This is a genomic window from Klebsiella pneumoniae, assembly GCF_000742135.1.
Taxonomy (GTDB): domain Bacteria; phylum Pseudomonadota; class Gammaproteobacteria; order Enterobacterales; family Enterobacteriaceae; genus Klebsiella; species Klebsiella pneumoniae.
This window is the reverse complement of record NZ_KN046818.1, coordinates 2,646,536-2,660,274: the sequence shown is the minus strand read 5'-3', so window position 1 is coordinate 2,660,274 and position 13,739 is coordinate 2,646,536. Positions and strand designations below refer to the sequence as shown.

The 13,739-nt window shown below is 50.0% G+C and carries 16 protein-coding genes and 2 pseudogenes; 3 read left to right on the top strand and 15 right to left on the bottom strand.

Annotated elements, in window-relative coordinates; genetic code table 11:
- Nucleotides 1-198: 198 nt before the first annotated feature.
- The 11 genes from DR88_RS12825 to DR88_RS12850 all read right to left on the bottom strand — a co-directional run bounded on the left by DR88_RS12825 (nt 199) and on the right by DR88_RS12850 (nt 5,743).
- Entirely contained in the window at nt 199-393 is a 195-nt protein-coding gene (locus DR88_RS12825; protein ID WP_004148670.1) for a hypothetical protein, read from the bottom strand.
- Nucleotides 393-986 (bottom strand): HNH endonuclease signature motif containing protein, encoded by a 594-nt coding sequence (locus DR88_RS12830; RefSeq protein WP_025862156.1) that lies wholly within the window; start codon nt 984-986, stop codon nt 393-395. Before DR88_RS12830 ends, DR88_RS12825 begins: the two co-directional genes overlap by 1 nt.
- Entirely contained in the window at nt 986-1,177 is a 192-nt protein-coding gene (locus DR88_RS29830; RefSeq protein ID WP_004148668.1) for a hypothetical protein, read from the bottom strand. The genes DR88_RS12830 and DR88_RS29830 overlap by 1 nt, the downstream gene beginning before the upstream one ends.
- Before the next feature lie 195 nt (nt 1,178-1,372).
- Nucleotides 1,373-1,837 carry a cell envelope integrity protein TolA gene (gene tolA / locus DR88_RS0125940; protein WP_025862157.1) on the bottom strand — a complete coding sequence of 155 codons (465 nt, stop codon included), beginning with the start codon at nt 1,835-1,837 and terminating at the stop codon, nt 1,373-1,375.
- A complete protein-coding gene (locus DR88_RS12835) occupies nt 1,834-2,280 on the bottom strand; it encodes a hypothetical protein (RefSeq protein ID WP_004148665.1) in 447 nt (148 codons plus the stop codon). Before DR88_RS12835 ends, tolA begins: the two co-directional genes overlap by 4 nt.
- Before the next feature lie 2 nt (nt 2,281-2,282).
- Complete coding sequence (locus DR88_RS12840; RefSeq protein ID WP_025862158.1) at nt 2,283-2,774, bottom strand: hypothetical protein; 492 nt, start codon at nt 2,772-2,774, stop codon at nt 2,283-2,285.
- 25 nt (nt 2,775-2,799) lie between these two features.
- Nucleotides 2,800-3,000 (bottom strand): hypothetical protein, encoded by a 201-nt coding sequence (locus DR88_RS30775; RefSeq protein ID WP_153810819.1) that lies wholly within the window; start codon nt 2,998-3,000, stop codon nt 2,800-2,802.
- A 75-nt stretch (nt 3,001-3,075) separates the two neighbouring features.
- Entirely contained in the window at nt 3,076-3,516 is a 441-nt protein-coding gene (locus DR88_RS0125930; RefSeq protein ID WP_004148662.1) for a hypothetical protein, read from the bottom strand.
- A gap of 260 nt (nt 3,517-3,776) precedes the next feature.
- Nucleotides 3,777-4,013: a hypothetical protein gene (locus DR88_RS29825; protein WP_004148660.1), complete on the bottom strand. Its 237-nt coding sequence runs from the start codon at nt 4,011-4,013 to the stop codon at nt 3,777-3,779.
- 273 nt (nt 4,014-4,286) lie between these two features.
- Complete coding sequence (locus DR88_RS12845) at nt 4,287-5,291, bottom strand: hypothetical protein (protein ID WP_032443904.1); 1,005 nt, start codon at nt 5,289-5,291, stop codon at nt 4,287-4,289.
- 53 nt (nt 5,292-5,344) lie between these two features.
- Nucleotides 5,345-5,743 carry a hypothetical protein gene (locus DR88_RS12850; RefSeq protein ID WP_023313318.1) on the bottom strand — a complete coding sequence of 133 codons (399 nt, stop codon included), beginning with the start codon at nt 5,741-5,743 and terminating at the stop codon, nt 5,345-5,347.
- Nucleotides 5,744-6,726: 983 nt separating this feature from the next.
- Here DR88_RS12850 and DR88_RS12855 point away from each other — a divergent pair.
- Nucleotides 6,727-7,272 (top strand): annotated as a pseudogene (locus DR88_RS12855) (amino acid ABC transporter ATP-binding protein); the annotation flags it as partial.
- A gap of 299 nt (nt 7,273-7,571) precedes the next feature.
- Complete coding sequence (locus DR88_RS12860) at nt 7,572-8,159, top strand: DUF1062 domain-containing protein (RefSeq protein ID WP_025862162.1); 588 nt, start codon at nt 7,572-7,574, stop codon at nt 8,157-8,159.
- A gap of 128 nt (nt 8,160-8,287) precedes the next feature.
- On the opposite strand, the gene DR88_RS12865 is transcribed toward DR88_RS12860, so the two are convergent.
- The 4 genes and pseudogenes from DR88_RS12865 to DR88_RS12875 form a co-directional block, all read right to left on the bottom strand.
- Nucleotides 8,288-8,680, bottom strand: a complete 393-nt coding sequence (locus DR88_RS12865; RefSeq protein ID WP_002908370.1) for a VOC family protein — start codon at nt 8,678-8,680, stop codon at nt 8,288-8,290.
- 36 nt (nt 8,681-8,716) lie between these two features.
- Nucleotides 8,717-9,948 (bottom strand): annotated as a pseudogene (locus DR88_RS0125920) (MFS transporter).
- A gap of 565 nt (nt 9,949-10,513) precedes the next feature.
- Nucleotides 10,514-10,948: a VOC family protein gene (locus DR88_RS12870; RefSeq protein ID WP_004184361.1), complete on the bottom strand. Its 435-nt coding sequence runs from the start codon at nt 10,946-10,948 to the stop codon at nt 10,514-10,516.
- Between the two features lie 115 nt (nt 10,949-11,063).
- The gene (locus DR88_RS12875) at nt 11,064-12,263 is read right to left on the bottom strand and encodes an MFS transporter (RefSeq protein ID WP_004148650.1); all 1,200 of its coding nucleotides are present in this window, start codon (nt 12,261-12,263) and stop codon (nt 11,064-11,066) included.
- A 294-nt stretch (nt 12,264-12,557) separates the two neighbouring features.
- Between DR88_RS12875 and DR88_RS12880 the strand changes: the two genes are divergently transcribed.
- The gene (locus tag DR88_RS12880) at nt 12,558-13,715 is read left to right on the top strand and encodes a M20 aminoacylase family protein (RefSeq protein WP_004148649.1); all 1,158 of its coding nucleotides are present in this window, start codon (nt 12,558-12,560) and stop codon (nt 13,713-13,715) included.
- The last annotated feature ends 24 nt before the right edge of the window (nt 13,716-13,739 follow it).

Sequence of the window (13,739 nt, the reverse complement as noted above, 5' to 3'; positions counted from 1 at the left end):
CGTATTTTTTAGGGAAGGACTATGACGGGATTCCGTTGGGTAATCAATGAGGCTTAATCAATTCAACAACTTACAGGATGTTGTGATGTTCCCGTGTAGGAAACGAGAGTTGATTGTATGCGCCTGTTCCTACACAGACAAGAGGCCATAGCACAGATACACAAAAAGAGAGCCGTAGCTCTCTTAGTGTTTGCATAGTTATGCATTGTTGAACATCGTCTGATAGAAAGATAGTTCACCTGTTTCTTCATCCACTGTACAAGATGCCGTAGAGAGCATTTTGATCACCGTAACAATCATCTCTCCCTCGTCATCATACCCTAGATCATGGGCTATCTCTTTAAGCCGTCTCACTTCCTTGTTGCTCAGTTTTAGCGTGATCTGTGAAGCCATCAGAAATTACCTTCAATCCCATTTGTAGTTTTACTTAATAGACGATCAGCAGGGAGATTTTTCATATTCATCTCATGTGTGATGATCCTTAAATTGTCAATTCTATAATCTTGTCTATTACCATTACGGTGATCAACTACCATTCCTTCAGGGATAACCCCATCATTATAATATGCGGCTACTACTCTATGAGCGGGTAAACGCTTTTTATTGAAGCCAATTAAAGGCATTAACCCAACTGAAGGATAAACATTTTGATCATCTGGCGTACTGATTTTACACAGAACTAATTCACCAGTAGCTGGAATTACTTGATAAATTTCTTCATTAATAATCTCAATTTGTCGGTAATCACTAAGATCAAGTTTTTTAGATTGATTAATATAGGCTTGTTTAAAAGCAGTCTGCTTATGATAGGGGGTATAGGGTTGAATTTTTTTACTTACCCATTTAGGGAATTTACCTTTAAATTCTTCTTCCCTACGGCGTTCTATTTCCCTCTTCAGTTTCAGAGCATTAGGCCATCTGGCTAGCTTTTGCTCTTCAGTCATGTAATCAATCTCAGATTTATTAAACATGCTTACACGTGCCATTAGATCACCTCCCCTTTTAAAGCAATACCAGCAGCCTGAGCAATACGGAAAGCCAGAGCTACAGAGGGCTGATCTCTTAGGTGGTGTACCGTTGTACGTGGAAGATTAAGAACTTTACACGCCTTATACAGAGAGCCATATTTTTCAATCAATTCATTATCAATTAAGTTACAAATTTCTAAATAGTCCATTTCAATTTCTCTAGTTAGTTCCTATAGTGGGTACGTACTAATTAGTTCCACTAGCTGGAACGAAATAAGAAGATCTGAGAGACGTTTAGAGGCTATCTGGTAGGGTAGGAAGGGTAGAGGGGTAAAACACGCTGAGAATGGCGTACAGGAGCTTTTAAGGGTATAAGAAAGGCCGCTCAATGCGGCCTATGTGGTTTACTTAATTTCCAGACTAATATTCATGTTCTTCATGAGTTCATAGATACCCTGTGAAGGTGGGCGGGGTAGTTTACCCATTTTCTCAAGTGATCCGCTCACAGCAGAGCACAGACCGCTTGAGCCTACGCCAGTTAGATAACCTGTTATTGTCCCATCGCTGGCTATGGCTATCTGTACATCACAGCTAGATCCTTTCCATTGCTCCAGATTGGGAATATTCGATTCAATAGCATAAATCACTTGCCGGGTATAGCCTGAAGATTCCGCTGAAGAAGCCCCGCTATAGCTGGTATTCTTAGCTTCTGTCTGTTCTGCTGCTTTATCTGCTGCTAGTTGTTCCTGTGCAGCCGCTAACGCTGCTTGAGCTTTTTCAATCCTTGCCTGATCTGCTAGTGTTACATCAGAAGCAAAGGCTGAGCCAGCTACGGCTAATAATGCCGCTGCTAATAAAATCTTTTTCACATGCCACCTTCATCTAGCTCTTTATCTGTCATATGAATACGGCAGATAATCGGATTCTCATTACATGCTTCTAAAGCTTTAAGGCTCTTTTGCCCCTGTTCTTTTATCTTCTGATCAAAATCATCCATCTCTTTAGCATAGCTTTCATTCTTTTGCTCTTCAGCTTTTGTTAGTTTTTTATGCTTTAGCCTGTATTTGGTTTCTTTATCACAGGCTTCTTTATCAGAGGCTAATTGTTCTTTCCCCAAAAAGGTGTAAGGGGTTACGTTACAATAAGCTAAATATTCATTAGTTAGCTTCTTCACTTGATCAGGTGTGATAGTGACTAAAGGCGCTTCTTCAGGCTGAACTACTGGAGTCGGGTTATAGGCTGGAACCTGATTAACTGGATTAACACAGCCTGTAAGCATAAGCGGCAGAAAAGCTAATAATACCTTTTTCATGATCAGGCCTTATTGTTCACTGTATTGTTGATGGTGATCGGTGCCTGTGTAGGGGCTACCACATGCATTGTGTTGTTCGCGTTACCATTAGGGTTGTTAGGATCTGGCTGTGTGTTCACAGTAACCGCTGTGTCTAAGTCCCACGCAGCGCCAGTGATGAGATCAACGCCACCGCATACAATCAAACCGCAAGCAAGATCACCCCACAGCCAGCCGTTCAGATTGTCTGTTACTGTGCCAGAGGCTATAGGGGCTGAGTCTGTACGCTGGAGTGTCACAGAGTAGGGAGCATCACCGCGCTTGAGGTTTACCGTTGTAGGTGCAACGCCTGTACTCACTACTTCACCATCACCATTTTTAATCGTGTACATTGCCGGGGCATTAGTTTTAATAGCTACAGGCTGTGTTTTACCGTCCACTATTAGCGCACAGCCAGAAAGTGACATAGCGGCAACAATGGCAGACAGAGCCACACAGATAGATTTGGTTTTCATTACAAGTGCATTCCTATTGATTGGATTAAATTGCTTTCTTAATAAGTTTTGCCTGATAATTACTACGCGCTTTTAGTAGCGCTTGAGTGTCTTTACTTTTCCATTCGCTTAGCTTAGCCGCTAGGGTAATACCTGCATTAAGTTCCATTTGATATTTAGTCTCGAACCAGAGCGGGGGATAATGATTAATAGCAAATACCCCCTTTATGGTGAGATCCGTAGCCACCGTGAATATGTTCACCTTTAGGACAAGCAAAGGCACCAGTAGCTACACAGAACAGCAGGACAGCTAATAAAGTTTTCATTTCTTCTGAACCTCAGCACTAAATTTACCGGTATCACATGTGTGATTACCATCATCATCTATAATGCGATATTCCCGGCTAGCTCCGTTGCCCGAATAAGTTACTTCGAATGAATCCCATGAATTAACGGGTACTCCTACCACATCGTCTACATGTAAAGCCTTACCATGAGAAAAGGTAGAGTGAGCGTATACGTTTACAGTAACACCACTATAATTAACTCCGCCTACTTGCTGAAAGATTCCATAACCTTGTTCGTCTTTAAGATGATCCTCACCGCCTAAGATCGCAAAGTTAATTACGCTGGTGTCAATTAGATCTAATTTAGTCAGGGTTTTATTATCTTTCCCCATGTGGCAATTTAAAGTGTAGTCACCTCCAGCAGCATTAGCAGCCAATGGACATAATAAAACAAGTGCAATAAGTGATTTTTTCATTTGCGAGCCTATTTAAGAGTTTTGCAGTTCATCCAAAAATGATCGTTATTGTGGCTATTACCAGATTCAGTATAAGTTGTAGAAAACATTGAAGTGACTCTAATGTCACTTGATATAATATCTTTTGCTTCTTTCCATTTTTTAGCAAAAGGAGCTTTAATTTTATTTGAGGTCAACACTTTAATTGCATCTAAATATGGGTGCTTATACGTTATAATAAACACGCTTGAATAAATGCCATAATCTTTAGTGTTTTTTGTCTATTCAAACTGATATTGCACACCATCAGTGACATCATCAGTAGATTCAATAGGCGATAAATTGAAAGGGTGATATTTCACACCAACTGCTTCTAGTGATTCCGGGAAACCAGTTAAAGAGATCGCCATTTGATAATCTGATTCACGATCTTTGCAAATATAGCTAGTATTTTCAGCGGAATCATTACAACCTGCTAATACAGAGCAAGCCAACACAGCTAATAAAATATTTTTCATTTAGACTTCCGAAATAAATCAATTACGCCAAGCGCTAACCATATTAAATTGAACCATAACACTATGAACAACTTGCTTTAGCTTGCCCTGCATAGTGCTATAGGTCATCCTTTGACCTGCGTGGATTACCCACATAGCGCCGTTAGGTTCTACTTCTACAAAGCCTGTAACGTGATTGTACTGAAAATGAACATAGTGCAAAGGCTGTTTCTGTTTTATGCCCTAATCCTCTCTGTAAAGCGCCTGTAGCGTGTTTCTACCACAGGCAATCTGCTACGCATTAGCCGCTTCTGGCTCTTCTGGTGAAGTCTCGAAAAGCTCTACCAACTCTGTAGCCATTGCATTGTTCTTACCCTTCAGATCTAACAGGCGCTGATAGTCTGCGTTATCCATTGCCTTGTTCTCACAGATAAGCGCTTTCATGCGATCCAGAAAATCAGCATCTGATTCTTTTTTCTTCTTAGCTTTAAGCTCTTCAGCAACATCTTTACCTACAGCATCAGCCACGCCTAGAGGTGTAAACGTTGGCGCTGTCTGTTCAGGCGCTGGAAGCTCAGCAGGGTTATCAGCCTGGCTCTCTGGTGCTGTTAGTCCAAGCTGTGCATAAATCTGTTCTCTGAGTAGCTTCTCTTGCTCAGCTAACGCCGTTTGTAGCTTCTCTTCAGCTTTCGCTTTCAAGTCTGCTGTAGTGGCTTCTATGGCCTTCTCGTAAGCCTTTTGATCGTTGGCTTTGATCCACTCCAGAGCGTTAAACGGAATCTCACCAATCAAGCGCTGCCCGTTTACAGTCTCTTCACTGAGCAGACGGCCTAAGATCTCAGAGTCTTTAAGCATTAGCTGATAGTTGGCATCATCTACTAAGATCTTGCCGTTCACAGGCTCACCAGCTAACAGGCGAGCGTAGTTATACGCAGCCTCTGAGCATTTGGCTTTAGGTGCTGCCTTAACCGTCTCCCCTTTGTGGATCTGATATGCAGCCTGAGCTAAAGGATATTTCTCAAGATGTGGATACTTTTGCTTAGCTTCTTTAAGCAGGTTCCAACACTTGCGCAGCGTCTTTTCGCTAGCCATCTTACTGTTAGCGTCTTTTTCAATACGCGCTAAACGGATCTCATTCAGGTAAACATAAATCTCATTCAAGGTGCATTCACCAGCTTCAATCGCTGGCATGAGTTTTACCAGTTGCTTGATACGTGGAAGCGGTGAAGGTGACATACCATAAATCCCTTCATCCAATTCAATACCAACACGTTCAAAGATTGCTTTTACATCTGCCATTTTCACCACACCCAAAGGCTTGTTAAAGCTCCGCCTGAACGGGGCACTATTAATTAACGCTGATTGACCGGGCTACTTGCTGGAACGTGAACAGGGAGCATATTTTCTTCCTGTAACACGTTGCATATTTTCAGCATCTTAATACTGATTTGCTCAAGTTCTTCAACTTCTTCACTATCACAGATCCAGAACTGAAGCCCTAATACAAGTTTAAGCATCTGTAGGTTATTGGTAGCAGAGTTGCATTCAGTGTAATCTACTTGATCTTCAATGTAATCAACCAATGCTTTGGAAGCCGCCCATGCTTCAATTATTAAATCTTCATTGTGAAGGACATCACCTAATACCTCAGGCTCTTCTACTTCAGCAAGTAGTGATACAAAATAAGGCTGAACATTAGGGAAATTGCCAGCGAAAACAGGATCTAATACAGCTAAGTAAATAGCATTCATTTGTACAGCCTCTTCAGTATTTGAAACTTCATTAATCTACGTATCGTTTGAATTGCATACAAATAAAGTTTCACCGCGTTCAAAAGTCTGTGTACCCAAAGAACCGTTAAAAGTGATTTTAAAGTAGCAAGAGTAATCATCTGCTTTAATCACTGTCTGTACGTCTTTAACGACTACAGGGCATACAACGTTATCACCTGCTTTAATATCCTGTACCATCCCTTCTACGCTCTCTACAGTCTCTACAGTCTCTACAGTCTCTACAGTCTCTACAGTCTCTACAGTCTCTACAGTCTCTACAGTCTCTACAGTCTCTACAGTCTCTACAGTCTCTACAGTCTCTACAGTCTCTACAGTCTCTACAGTCTCTACAGGAGCAAAGGCCATTTCATGAAGTTGTTCAATAACACGCTAAAAATCAGTGATTAGATGAGCCTTGTGCTTATATTTTCCTGCTGGGAAGTTATAGGTGATCATGTCAGATTGAGCTACGCAAATGTTCCAATATGTAACAACCTTAACCATAGTTGTTTTAGTTTATTGCAGAGCTTTAATATAACCGTTAGCGCTGTTCATTAATGCATGTGCATTAAAGTTAGTGATGGTGGCCATTCTATTATTCTCTTCTTTGTTAGCTACCGTAGAAACCGGGAACTGAATTATCCCAAGAACATTCTAATAGGGCTACTGCTAATGAGATGATTCTTATCTAATGCGCACAAATACATTAAGAATCCATATTTATGATCAGGCCTGTCGATCAGTTCTACACTGATATATTCATGCCACCTATGGAATTAGCATCACGGTAAAGTTAACGGGATTTAACGGTTACACTCAGAGAAAGTAATGTAGTGCACATAGAGCATTACTCATAGAGATGTAATGTACGCATAGAAATAAATGAGATGTATCTCTCTGTGAGATGGAAGAAAGCCTGGAGACTTCATTTTAGCCTGGCACTGTTTTCAGAGAGGAGATCAGTTAACGGCTTTGCCGCCCACGACCGGACCACCGACCTCAACAAGATGCGCGAAAGCGTCGGCATGGTGTTCCAGCGCTTTAACCTGTTCCCGCACATGACGGTGCTGGAAAACCTGATCATGGCGCCGATGAATCTGCGCAATATGCCGCGCCAGCAGGCGGTCGACCTGGCGGAAGCCTTGCTGGCGAAGGTGGGCTTAAGCGATAAGCGCGACGCCTGGCCCTCGAGCCTGTCCGGCGGCCAGCAGCAGCGGGTAGCCATCGCCCGCGCGCTGGCGATGAAGCCGTCGATAATGCTGTTCGATGAGCCCACTTCGGCGCTGGATCCGGAGCTGGTGGGCGACGTGCTGGAGGTGATGAAAAACCTCGCCAGCGAGGGGATGACCATGGTGATCGTAACCCACGAGATGGGCTTTGCCCGCGAAGTGGCCGACCGGGTGATCTTCATCGACCAGGGCGTGATTCAGGAAGAGGGCAAGCCGGGGCAGATCTTTAGCGCGCCGACCAACCCGCGCACCGCCGCGTTCCTCAGCAAGGTGCTGTAAAGAGAGCGGGCTGGCACCTGGCCAGCCCGCTGAGCGTGGTCAGATATATTGATGATGTTTTTCATCATCAGCATAAACATTGACTGAACTCATATATCCCGCGATAACCCCTTTGTTAATCTCAGGGTGTCGATTAGGACTTCTCCAGGGAAATAACGTTGGAAATCTTTTTTTAACCCACTGAAAAATAGCGATTAACTATTTTTCATACGCCAAAAATCATGGTCCGTTAATGACGGACTCGGTTTCGTATGGGTTAAAAAAGGTACGTTATGACAGTTACATGGACGGTCACGCCCGTGGGGTATCAGCACATTGCCAAACGCTGCCCCGCCTGCAATGTGAAACGCGACTTCGCGCCTTCCGGCGCCATCCGGGTGAATTCGCAAAAGAAGCTGCTGGATATCTGGAGCATCTATAAATGCACGCACTGCGATTACACCTGGAATATCGCCCTGTTTTCCAGGCTGCACGTCAGCAAGATAAACCGTGAACTGCTTCAGCGCCTGCTGCAGAACGATGCAGCCATGGTTCACTATTATGCCGCTGACCTCGCGACGCTGAAGCGCAACCGCGCCGAGCCGTCGGGGCAACCTGATTTTCGTATTCACGAGCAATGGTCGGTTACGTTGATGGCATGTCAGCGGATAACGGTGCGCGTCAGAGTCAGTCAGCCATTTCGCATCAGCCTGCTATCAATACTGAAAAAACAGCTCAAGCTGAGTACGGCTGAAATCCGGTGGTTGGTCGCGACAGGGCATATCGAGGGTATTTCACTAAAACAGCTCAAGACGAAAAAGCTGAAGGCGATGGAATATGATTTTCAGCTGGCGGCGGAAACGCTGTATGCGCGACGTCGGATTACGTTATCACTTTGCGGTAGATAACTTGCCGGGAAGATAAGCCGCAGCGCTTGAGCTGCTGGCTTTTTTATCCCTCGGTGAATAAGGACGGCGAAGTTGGCCGTCCTGACTCCCTTTTCTCCGCCTGCAAAAGCCACCTCCGCTGCAGCCATTCAATCTGCAGACGCATAGTAAACAAACGCCAGCTTATTGCCGTCGGGATCGCGGACGTAGGCGCTGTGAAAACCGTCGCCATACTGCGGCCGGTGACCGGGACCGCCTTCATCACGTCCGCCGAGTTGCAGGGCGAGGGCATGCAGTTCCGCAATATGTGCGACGGAGCGGGCGTTAAGCGCCACCATCGTTCCATTACCCACCCCGGCAGGCTGTTGGTCAAAAGGAACGCCCACGCACAGCCCGCAGGTGTGATTGCCGTTGAAGGTGCCCCAGGACGCCCCCTGTTCGTTACGGCCGGCTTTGACGTGCCCCAGCAGCGCCATTAACGGGTCATAGAACTTGATGGCGCGTGGCAGATCGTTCGTTCCCAGCATAATGTATGAAAACATAGTGTTCTCCTGTTGCGGGCAAAAAGGCCTAAACCTTCAGGCTGGCTGAAGGAGATGTTGTTGACGGAGTTTTAACAAGCGCGAGACCAGCATGATGACGACGATTCCCGCTATCAGCGCCAGGCAGTGAAAGGCTATTCTGCCGCCAGCCTGGAAGTAAACCCAGCGCGCTACTTCCACCGAGGCCGCCATAAAACTGAGCGCCACAATGTTGATGGTGGCTGAAACCGTCCCTTTCGGCAGGGAGTGGGAAAAAAGCGCAAAACGGAATAATACGGGGAACAACAGGCCTGTTCCGAGGGCATAGAGACTCGTTCCTGAAACGGACCACCACCAGGTATGGGGCCATGCAATATTTCCCGCCAGTAATACCAACAACCCGGTCAGCTGTATCGGGATAGTGCGCCAGATAAAGCGGGGAGAGGTCGGATCCTTGATAAAACGGGCCACGATGATGCTGGCAATAATAACGCCGCCAAAGACAGGCACCTGGGTCCAGGCATAGGCGCCGCGCGACATCCCGCCGTCATCGATCAGGATCACCGGAGAGAGTGCTACCCAGGTGATTATCGGCAGGTTACTGAATGACAACGCCAGCGCGCCCGTGAGCACCACCGGCTGTTTAAAGGCGCGGACAAACTCGGAAAATACCTCTCCCGGACGAAACCCCCGGCCCTGAGAGGTGACCGTTTCTGGCATGTTAAAATCAGTAACGCCCAGGCCAGCAAGCTCATGGCGCCGATGATCGCAAACAATAACTTCCAGTGCAGGAAATTCATCAGGCCAGCGCCCGCCAGGGGCCCGATTACCGGCGCCAGCAAAACGATGGATGTCAGCGCCGCCATAATGCGGATAGACTCTTTTTCATCAAAAGCCTCCTGGATGGAGACATAACCGACTGTCGAAATGTAGCAGATACTGGTTCCCTGGATAAAACGGGCGATAAGATATTGATCAATCGACGTGACAAAGATCATGCTGAAGCAGGCCAAAGCAAAGATGATGGCTCCGGTCAGTAGTACGGGGCGGCGACCAATGCGGTCGGAGAGCGGCCCCAGCAGCCACTGTAATGCCAGCCCCCCGGCTAAATAGAGGCTGACAGAGGCCGGGGCTAACGCAACATCAGCCTCAAATTCCCGGATGATGTGGATAATACCCGGCTGAATGAGATCGGTAGTCAGATAAGCAGAAAAATCATAGATAACCATCGCCAGCGGAAATAACAAGATTCTGCTAAAACGGATGTACGGTCCCAACGCTAATTTCATACGCGAAGACTCCCTGGTCGGTGACGGTTTCCCTGGTATCGGGGCCTGGTTGATGTGGATCCCTTGCGGCTGTCGTCACAGGCTGGCCGCGGAATGACAAACCGAAAGATAAAATTCGCCTGGCGACTGTCATTGGGTAAGGCAACGCAACGGCATGCAGAGGGAGTGATCGAGCATGGCAGAGGGATAACGCACCGGGTTAACTGGCTGGGGGTGACGTTTCTTATGCGAGGGAGGGGTCTCGCTGCCATCGCGTGGATGTGGAGCGTTTGTCCGCAGGGGACGAGAATGAATAAAGTCGCTTGCTCCTGAGGGGAAACATTCATACCGGGAAACCTTTGTCATCATCATGGGCAAAATAGGCGAACACTCGCCAGTGTCCGCATTCGATTTCAGCGCAGTGATAATCAGTCCGGCCAGTGATGGTCGGAAGTCTGATTATCAGATGATTAGGTTTTCCAGCATCGACGCCTCAGCTATGGGTATGAATTATTCATTAAGGAAATGATAACACCCACATTTATTATGGGAATTGCGCAGGTAAGAAAATGTGACTTTCGCCCGCTTACTGCGTGAAGCTGATCGCAACAGACCCGGCGCTGCGCTCAGCCTTGCCATGGTACACCGCCTCAATATTATTCCCCTGTGGATCCAGCACAAAAGCGGCATAGTAACCAGGATGATAGTGTCGTTCGCCAGGCGCGCCGTTATCACGTCCGCCATGGGTCAGCGCCGCATGGTAAAAAGCGTCCACCATGTCACGATCTCTGGCCTGAAATGCCAGGTGGTGGCGCCCAGTCAGTTTCCCGGCAGCCTCCGGGCTGCGGCGTGAGGCCACCACCAGTTCGTCGGCCAGCAAGTATTCATTGGCGGTGGTGATAACCGGGATCTCCAGCGCCGACAGTACGGCGGTATAGAAGTTTTTGCTTGCCTCAAAGTCTTCGACAACCAGCAGAATATGATCGATCAATCTGCCACGATGTAAGGTATTACTTTCCATGGGATTTCCTCTCGGCTGGGGGCCGGCAATGGTTAACAGCAGTGAGCCAGCAAGAACAGGATACCCTCCGGTGAGGGCCATAAAAAAGGGCTGGCGCCAGGCCAGCCCGTGAGGACTACCGTGCGGACTCCGTCGCCTCGTCCATGTCATCTTCCTGCTCACTGGCAAGCAGGGTTTTCTCGTTTTTGCACAGACACTGAATCAACAGGAACAGCACGCCGCTGGCCACCAGGGTGACGATCAGGCCATCGTAACCAGTGATGCCGATCAGCATGCCGCTGACTACCGGCCCGGCAACGCTGCCGGCGGACCAGAAAAAGCCGAACAGGGCGTTAATCATAATCAGCTTCTGCCCATTGAAGGTTTTCCCCGCCCGCACCAGCGACAGGGTATAAAGTGCGCCCGCCGCGGCGCCCAGCAGCAGACAAATGGCCATCAGCTGAATGCGCGAGCCGAGCATCAGCGGCAGGGCCAGCAGCGACAGGCTGAAAACCACCGCGCAGCTCAGATGCACGCGGCGAATCCCGACCCGGTCGGCCAGCCAGCCGAGCGGGGTCTGGAACATCGCATCTCCGGTAAGCACCACGGTGACCAGCAGCACCGCCAGCCCTTCATTCAGCCCTTTGTCCATGCCGTACAGCGGCAGCAGGGCGAGGATGCTGGCGTCAAAGAAGGCGAAGCAGAAGACCCCGGAGGCCAGTACCGGCAGAAAGGCGCCGAGGCTGCGCCAGCTGGCGCGCTCCCCGAGGCTTTCACGAGTGCCGGTGGGCAGATGGCGCAGCATCAGCAGGCAGACGGCGGTGACCGCGACAATCGCTATCAGCGCTGAGGTCTGCCAGGCTGGGCCGACGGAGATCAGCAGCGGCCCGGCCAGCTGGCAGCCGGTAAAGGCCGAGGCGTAGAGACCGGTGAGGGTAGCGCGCTGGCTGCCCGCCGCGCCGCCGGTGATCCAGCTTTCGCCAAGTACGATAATGACCCCGGAGGCCAGGCCGGTCAGCAGGCGCGGCAGCAAAAGCAGCGTCATATCGGTAGTCATGCATGAGGCGATGGTCGCCAGCGCCAGCAGGATCAGACTGCCGCTCAGCAGCACGCCCATTTCAACGCGCCGGCACAGCGCAGGAGAGAGGAAAGAGGAGATCATCATGCCGGCGGGCGGCAGGGCGGCCAGCAGGCCGACGTACAGCGGCGCGATCTGCTGCTGCGCCAGCTCAAGACTGATTAACGGCACCGTATAGCCGGTGATAAATCCCACAAGCGACGCGGCCATGATCATCGCCAGCGTGGGGGCAAGACGATTCTGGTCTGGGTTAAACATTTTATTTCCGATGACGGAGAGGTCAGTAGTGGATCCTTCGGCAAATTGCCGTCCTGAGTTGCATAATAATTAATCGACTGGCCGTTGTCACCGTTGAAATCACTACCAAAAAAGGGCCGCAGGGCGGCAGGTGGGCTGTACGCCGCGCCGCCGCCGCATTTCATGACGTTGTCAGCGTGGTAACGACAGGATATAACGGAGGGAGCGGTAGCGCCCCGACGCCGGTGAGCGACGGGGAAAACGCGACGCATGACCGATTATTCAGCATTACGCTATGCAGGAAAGGAGTAATACATGGCCGTATCGCCGTCACTGATCGCCGAAGCCGTTGGCTGGCGACGTGAATTTCACGCCGCGCCTGAGCTCGGATATCAGGAGCAGGAGACCTCGCGCCGCGTTGCGGAGCTGCTGGCCTCGTTTGGGCTGCAGGTGCATCGCGGGCTGGCCGGCACCGGCGTCGTGGCGACGCTGGAGAACGGCCCCGGGCCGGTTATCGGCCTGCGCGCCGATATGGACGCCCTGCCGATCACCGAGCTGGGGAGCGTCAGCTACCGTTCACGCCGTCCCGGGGTGATGCACGCCTGCGGCCACGATGGCCATACCGCGATGCTGCTGGCGGCCGCCGCCCATCTGGCGCAGACCCGCCATTTCAGCGGCACCGTCCACTTTGTCTTTCAGCCGGCGGAAGAGAACCTCGGCGGCGCGCGCAAAATGGTGGAGGAGGGGTTGTTTGAGCGCTTCCCGATGGACGCCATCTACGCGCTGCATAACTGGCCGGGGATCCCTCTTGGCGAAGTGGCGCTCAGCGATGGCGCGATGATGGCCTCGCTGGACGCCTTCGAGATAACCCTGCGCGGAAAGAGCTGTCATGCGGCGATGCCGGAGAGCGGGGCCGATCCGATCGTCGCGGCGGCGCAGCTGATAATGGCGCTGCAGACCATTCCTTCCCGCCGCTTGTCGCCGCAGGATTCCGCGGTGGTCAGCATCACCCAGATAAACGGCGGCGAGGCGATCAACGTCCTGCCGGACACCGTGGTGCTGCGCGGTACCTTCCGCTGCCTGAGCAATCGCGTTCGCGCCCGCGTGCGGGAGCTTATCGAAAGCTATGTGGCGACCCAGCCGCAGGTGTCCGATGTGCAGGGCGAGATTAGCTGGTTCCCGGGTTATCCGGTGACCAAAAACCATGCGCTGCAGGCGCAGCAGGTGCGCGAGGTGGCTGCCGCCACTCTCGGCGCGCAAGCGGTGCGCTGGAATCAGGCGCCGTCGATGGCCTCCGAAGATTTTGCCTGCATGCTGGAGGCCTGTCCGGGGGCCTATTTCTGGATAGGCACCGACGGCGAAACCCCGTCGAAGCCGCTGCATAACGCCAGCTATGACTTTAACGATGCGCTGATCGGCCCCGGCGTCGCCATGTGGGTGGGGCTGGTGGAGAAACAGCTGCCGGCGGCGTAACCCACCGGCAGCGGCAGAGGGAGC

Excerpts from the sequence above, each read along its gene's own strand:
- DR88_RS12840 (WP_025862158.1), bottom strand. The coding sequence starts at position 2,774 with ATGAAAACCAAATCTATCTGTGTGGCTCTGTCTGCCATTGTTGCCGCT.
- DR88_RS12825 (WP_004148670.1), bottom strand. The coding sequence starts at position 393 with ATGGCTTCACAGATCACGCTAAAACTGAGCAACAAGGAAGTGAGACGG.
- DR88_RS12830 (WP_025862156.1), bottom strand. The coding sequence starts at position 986 with ATGGCACGTGTAAGCATGTTTAATAAATCTGAGATTGATTACATGACT.
- DR88_RS0125930 (WP_004148662.1), bottom strand. The coding sequence starts at position 3,516 with ATGAAAAAATCACTTATTGCACTTGTTTTATTATGTCCATTGGCTGCT.
- DR88_RS12835 (WP_004148665.1), bottom strand. The coding sequence starts at position 2,280 with ATGAAAAAGGTATTATTAGCTTTTCTGCCGCTTATGCTTACAGGCTGT.
- DR88_RS12875 (WP_004148650.1), bottom strand. The coding sequence starts at position 12,263 with ATGTTTAACCCAGACCAGAATCGTCTTGCCCCCACGCTGGCGATGATC.
- DR88_RS29825 (WP_004148660.1), bottom strand. The coding sequence starts at position 4,013 with ATGAAAAATATTTTATTAGCTGTGTTGGCTTGCTCTGTATTAGCAGGT.
- DR88_RS12845 (WP_032443904.1), bottom strand. The coding sequence starts at position 5,291 with ATGGCAGATGTAAAAGCAATCTTTGAACGTGTTGGTATTGAATTGGAT.
- DR88_RS29830 (WP_004148668.1), bottom strand. The coding sequence starts at position 1,177 with ATGGACTATTTAGAAATTTGTAACTTAATTGATAATGAATTGATTGAA.
- DR88_RS12850 (WP_023313318.1), bottom strand. The coding sequence starts at position 5,743 with ATGAATGCTATTTACTTAGCTGTATTAGATCCTGTTTTCGCTGGCAAT.
- DR88_RS12865 (WP_002908370.1), bottom strand. The coding sequence starts at position 8,680 with ATGTTTTCATACATTATGCTGGGAACGAACGATCTGCCACGCGCCATC.
- DR88_RS12870 (WP_004184361.1), bottom strand. The coding sequence starts at position 10,948 with ATGGAAAGTAATACCTTACATCGTGGCAGATTGATCGATCATATTCTG.
- DR88_RS12880 (WP_004148649.1), top strand. The coding sequence starts at position 12,558 with ATGGCCGTATCGCCGTCACTGATCGCCGAAGCCGTTGGCTGGCGACGT.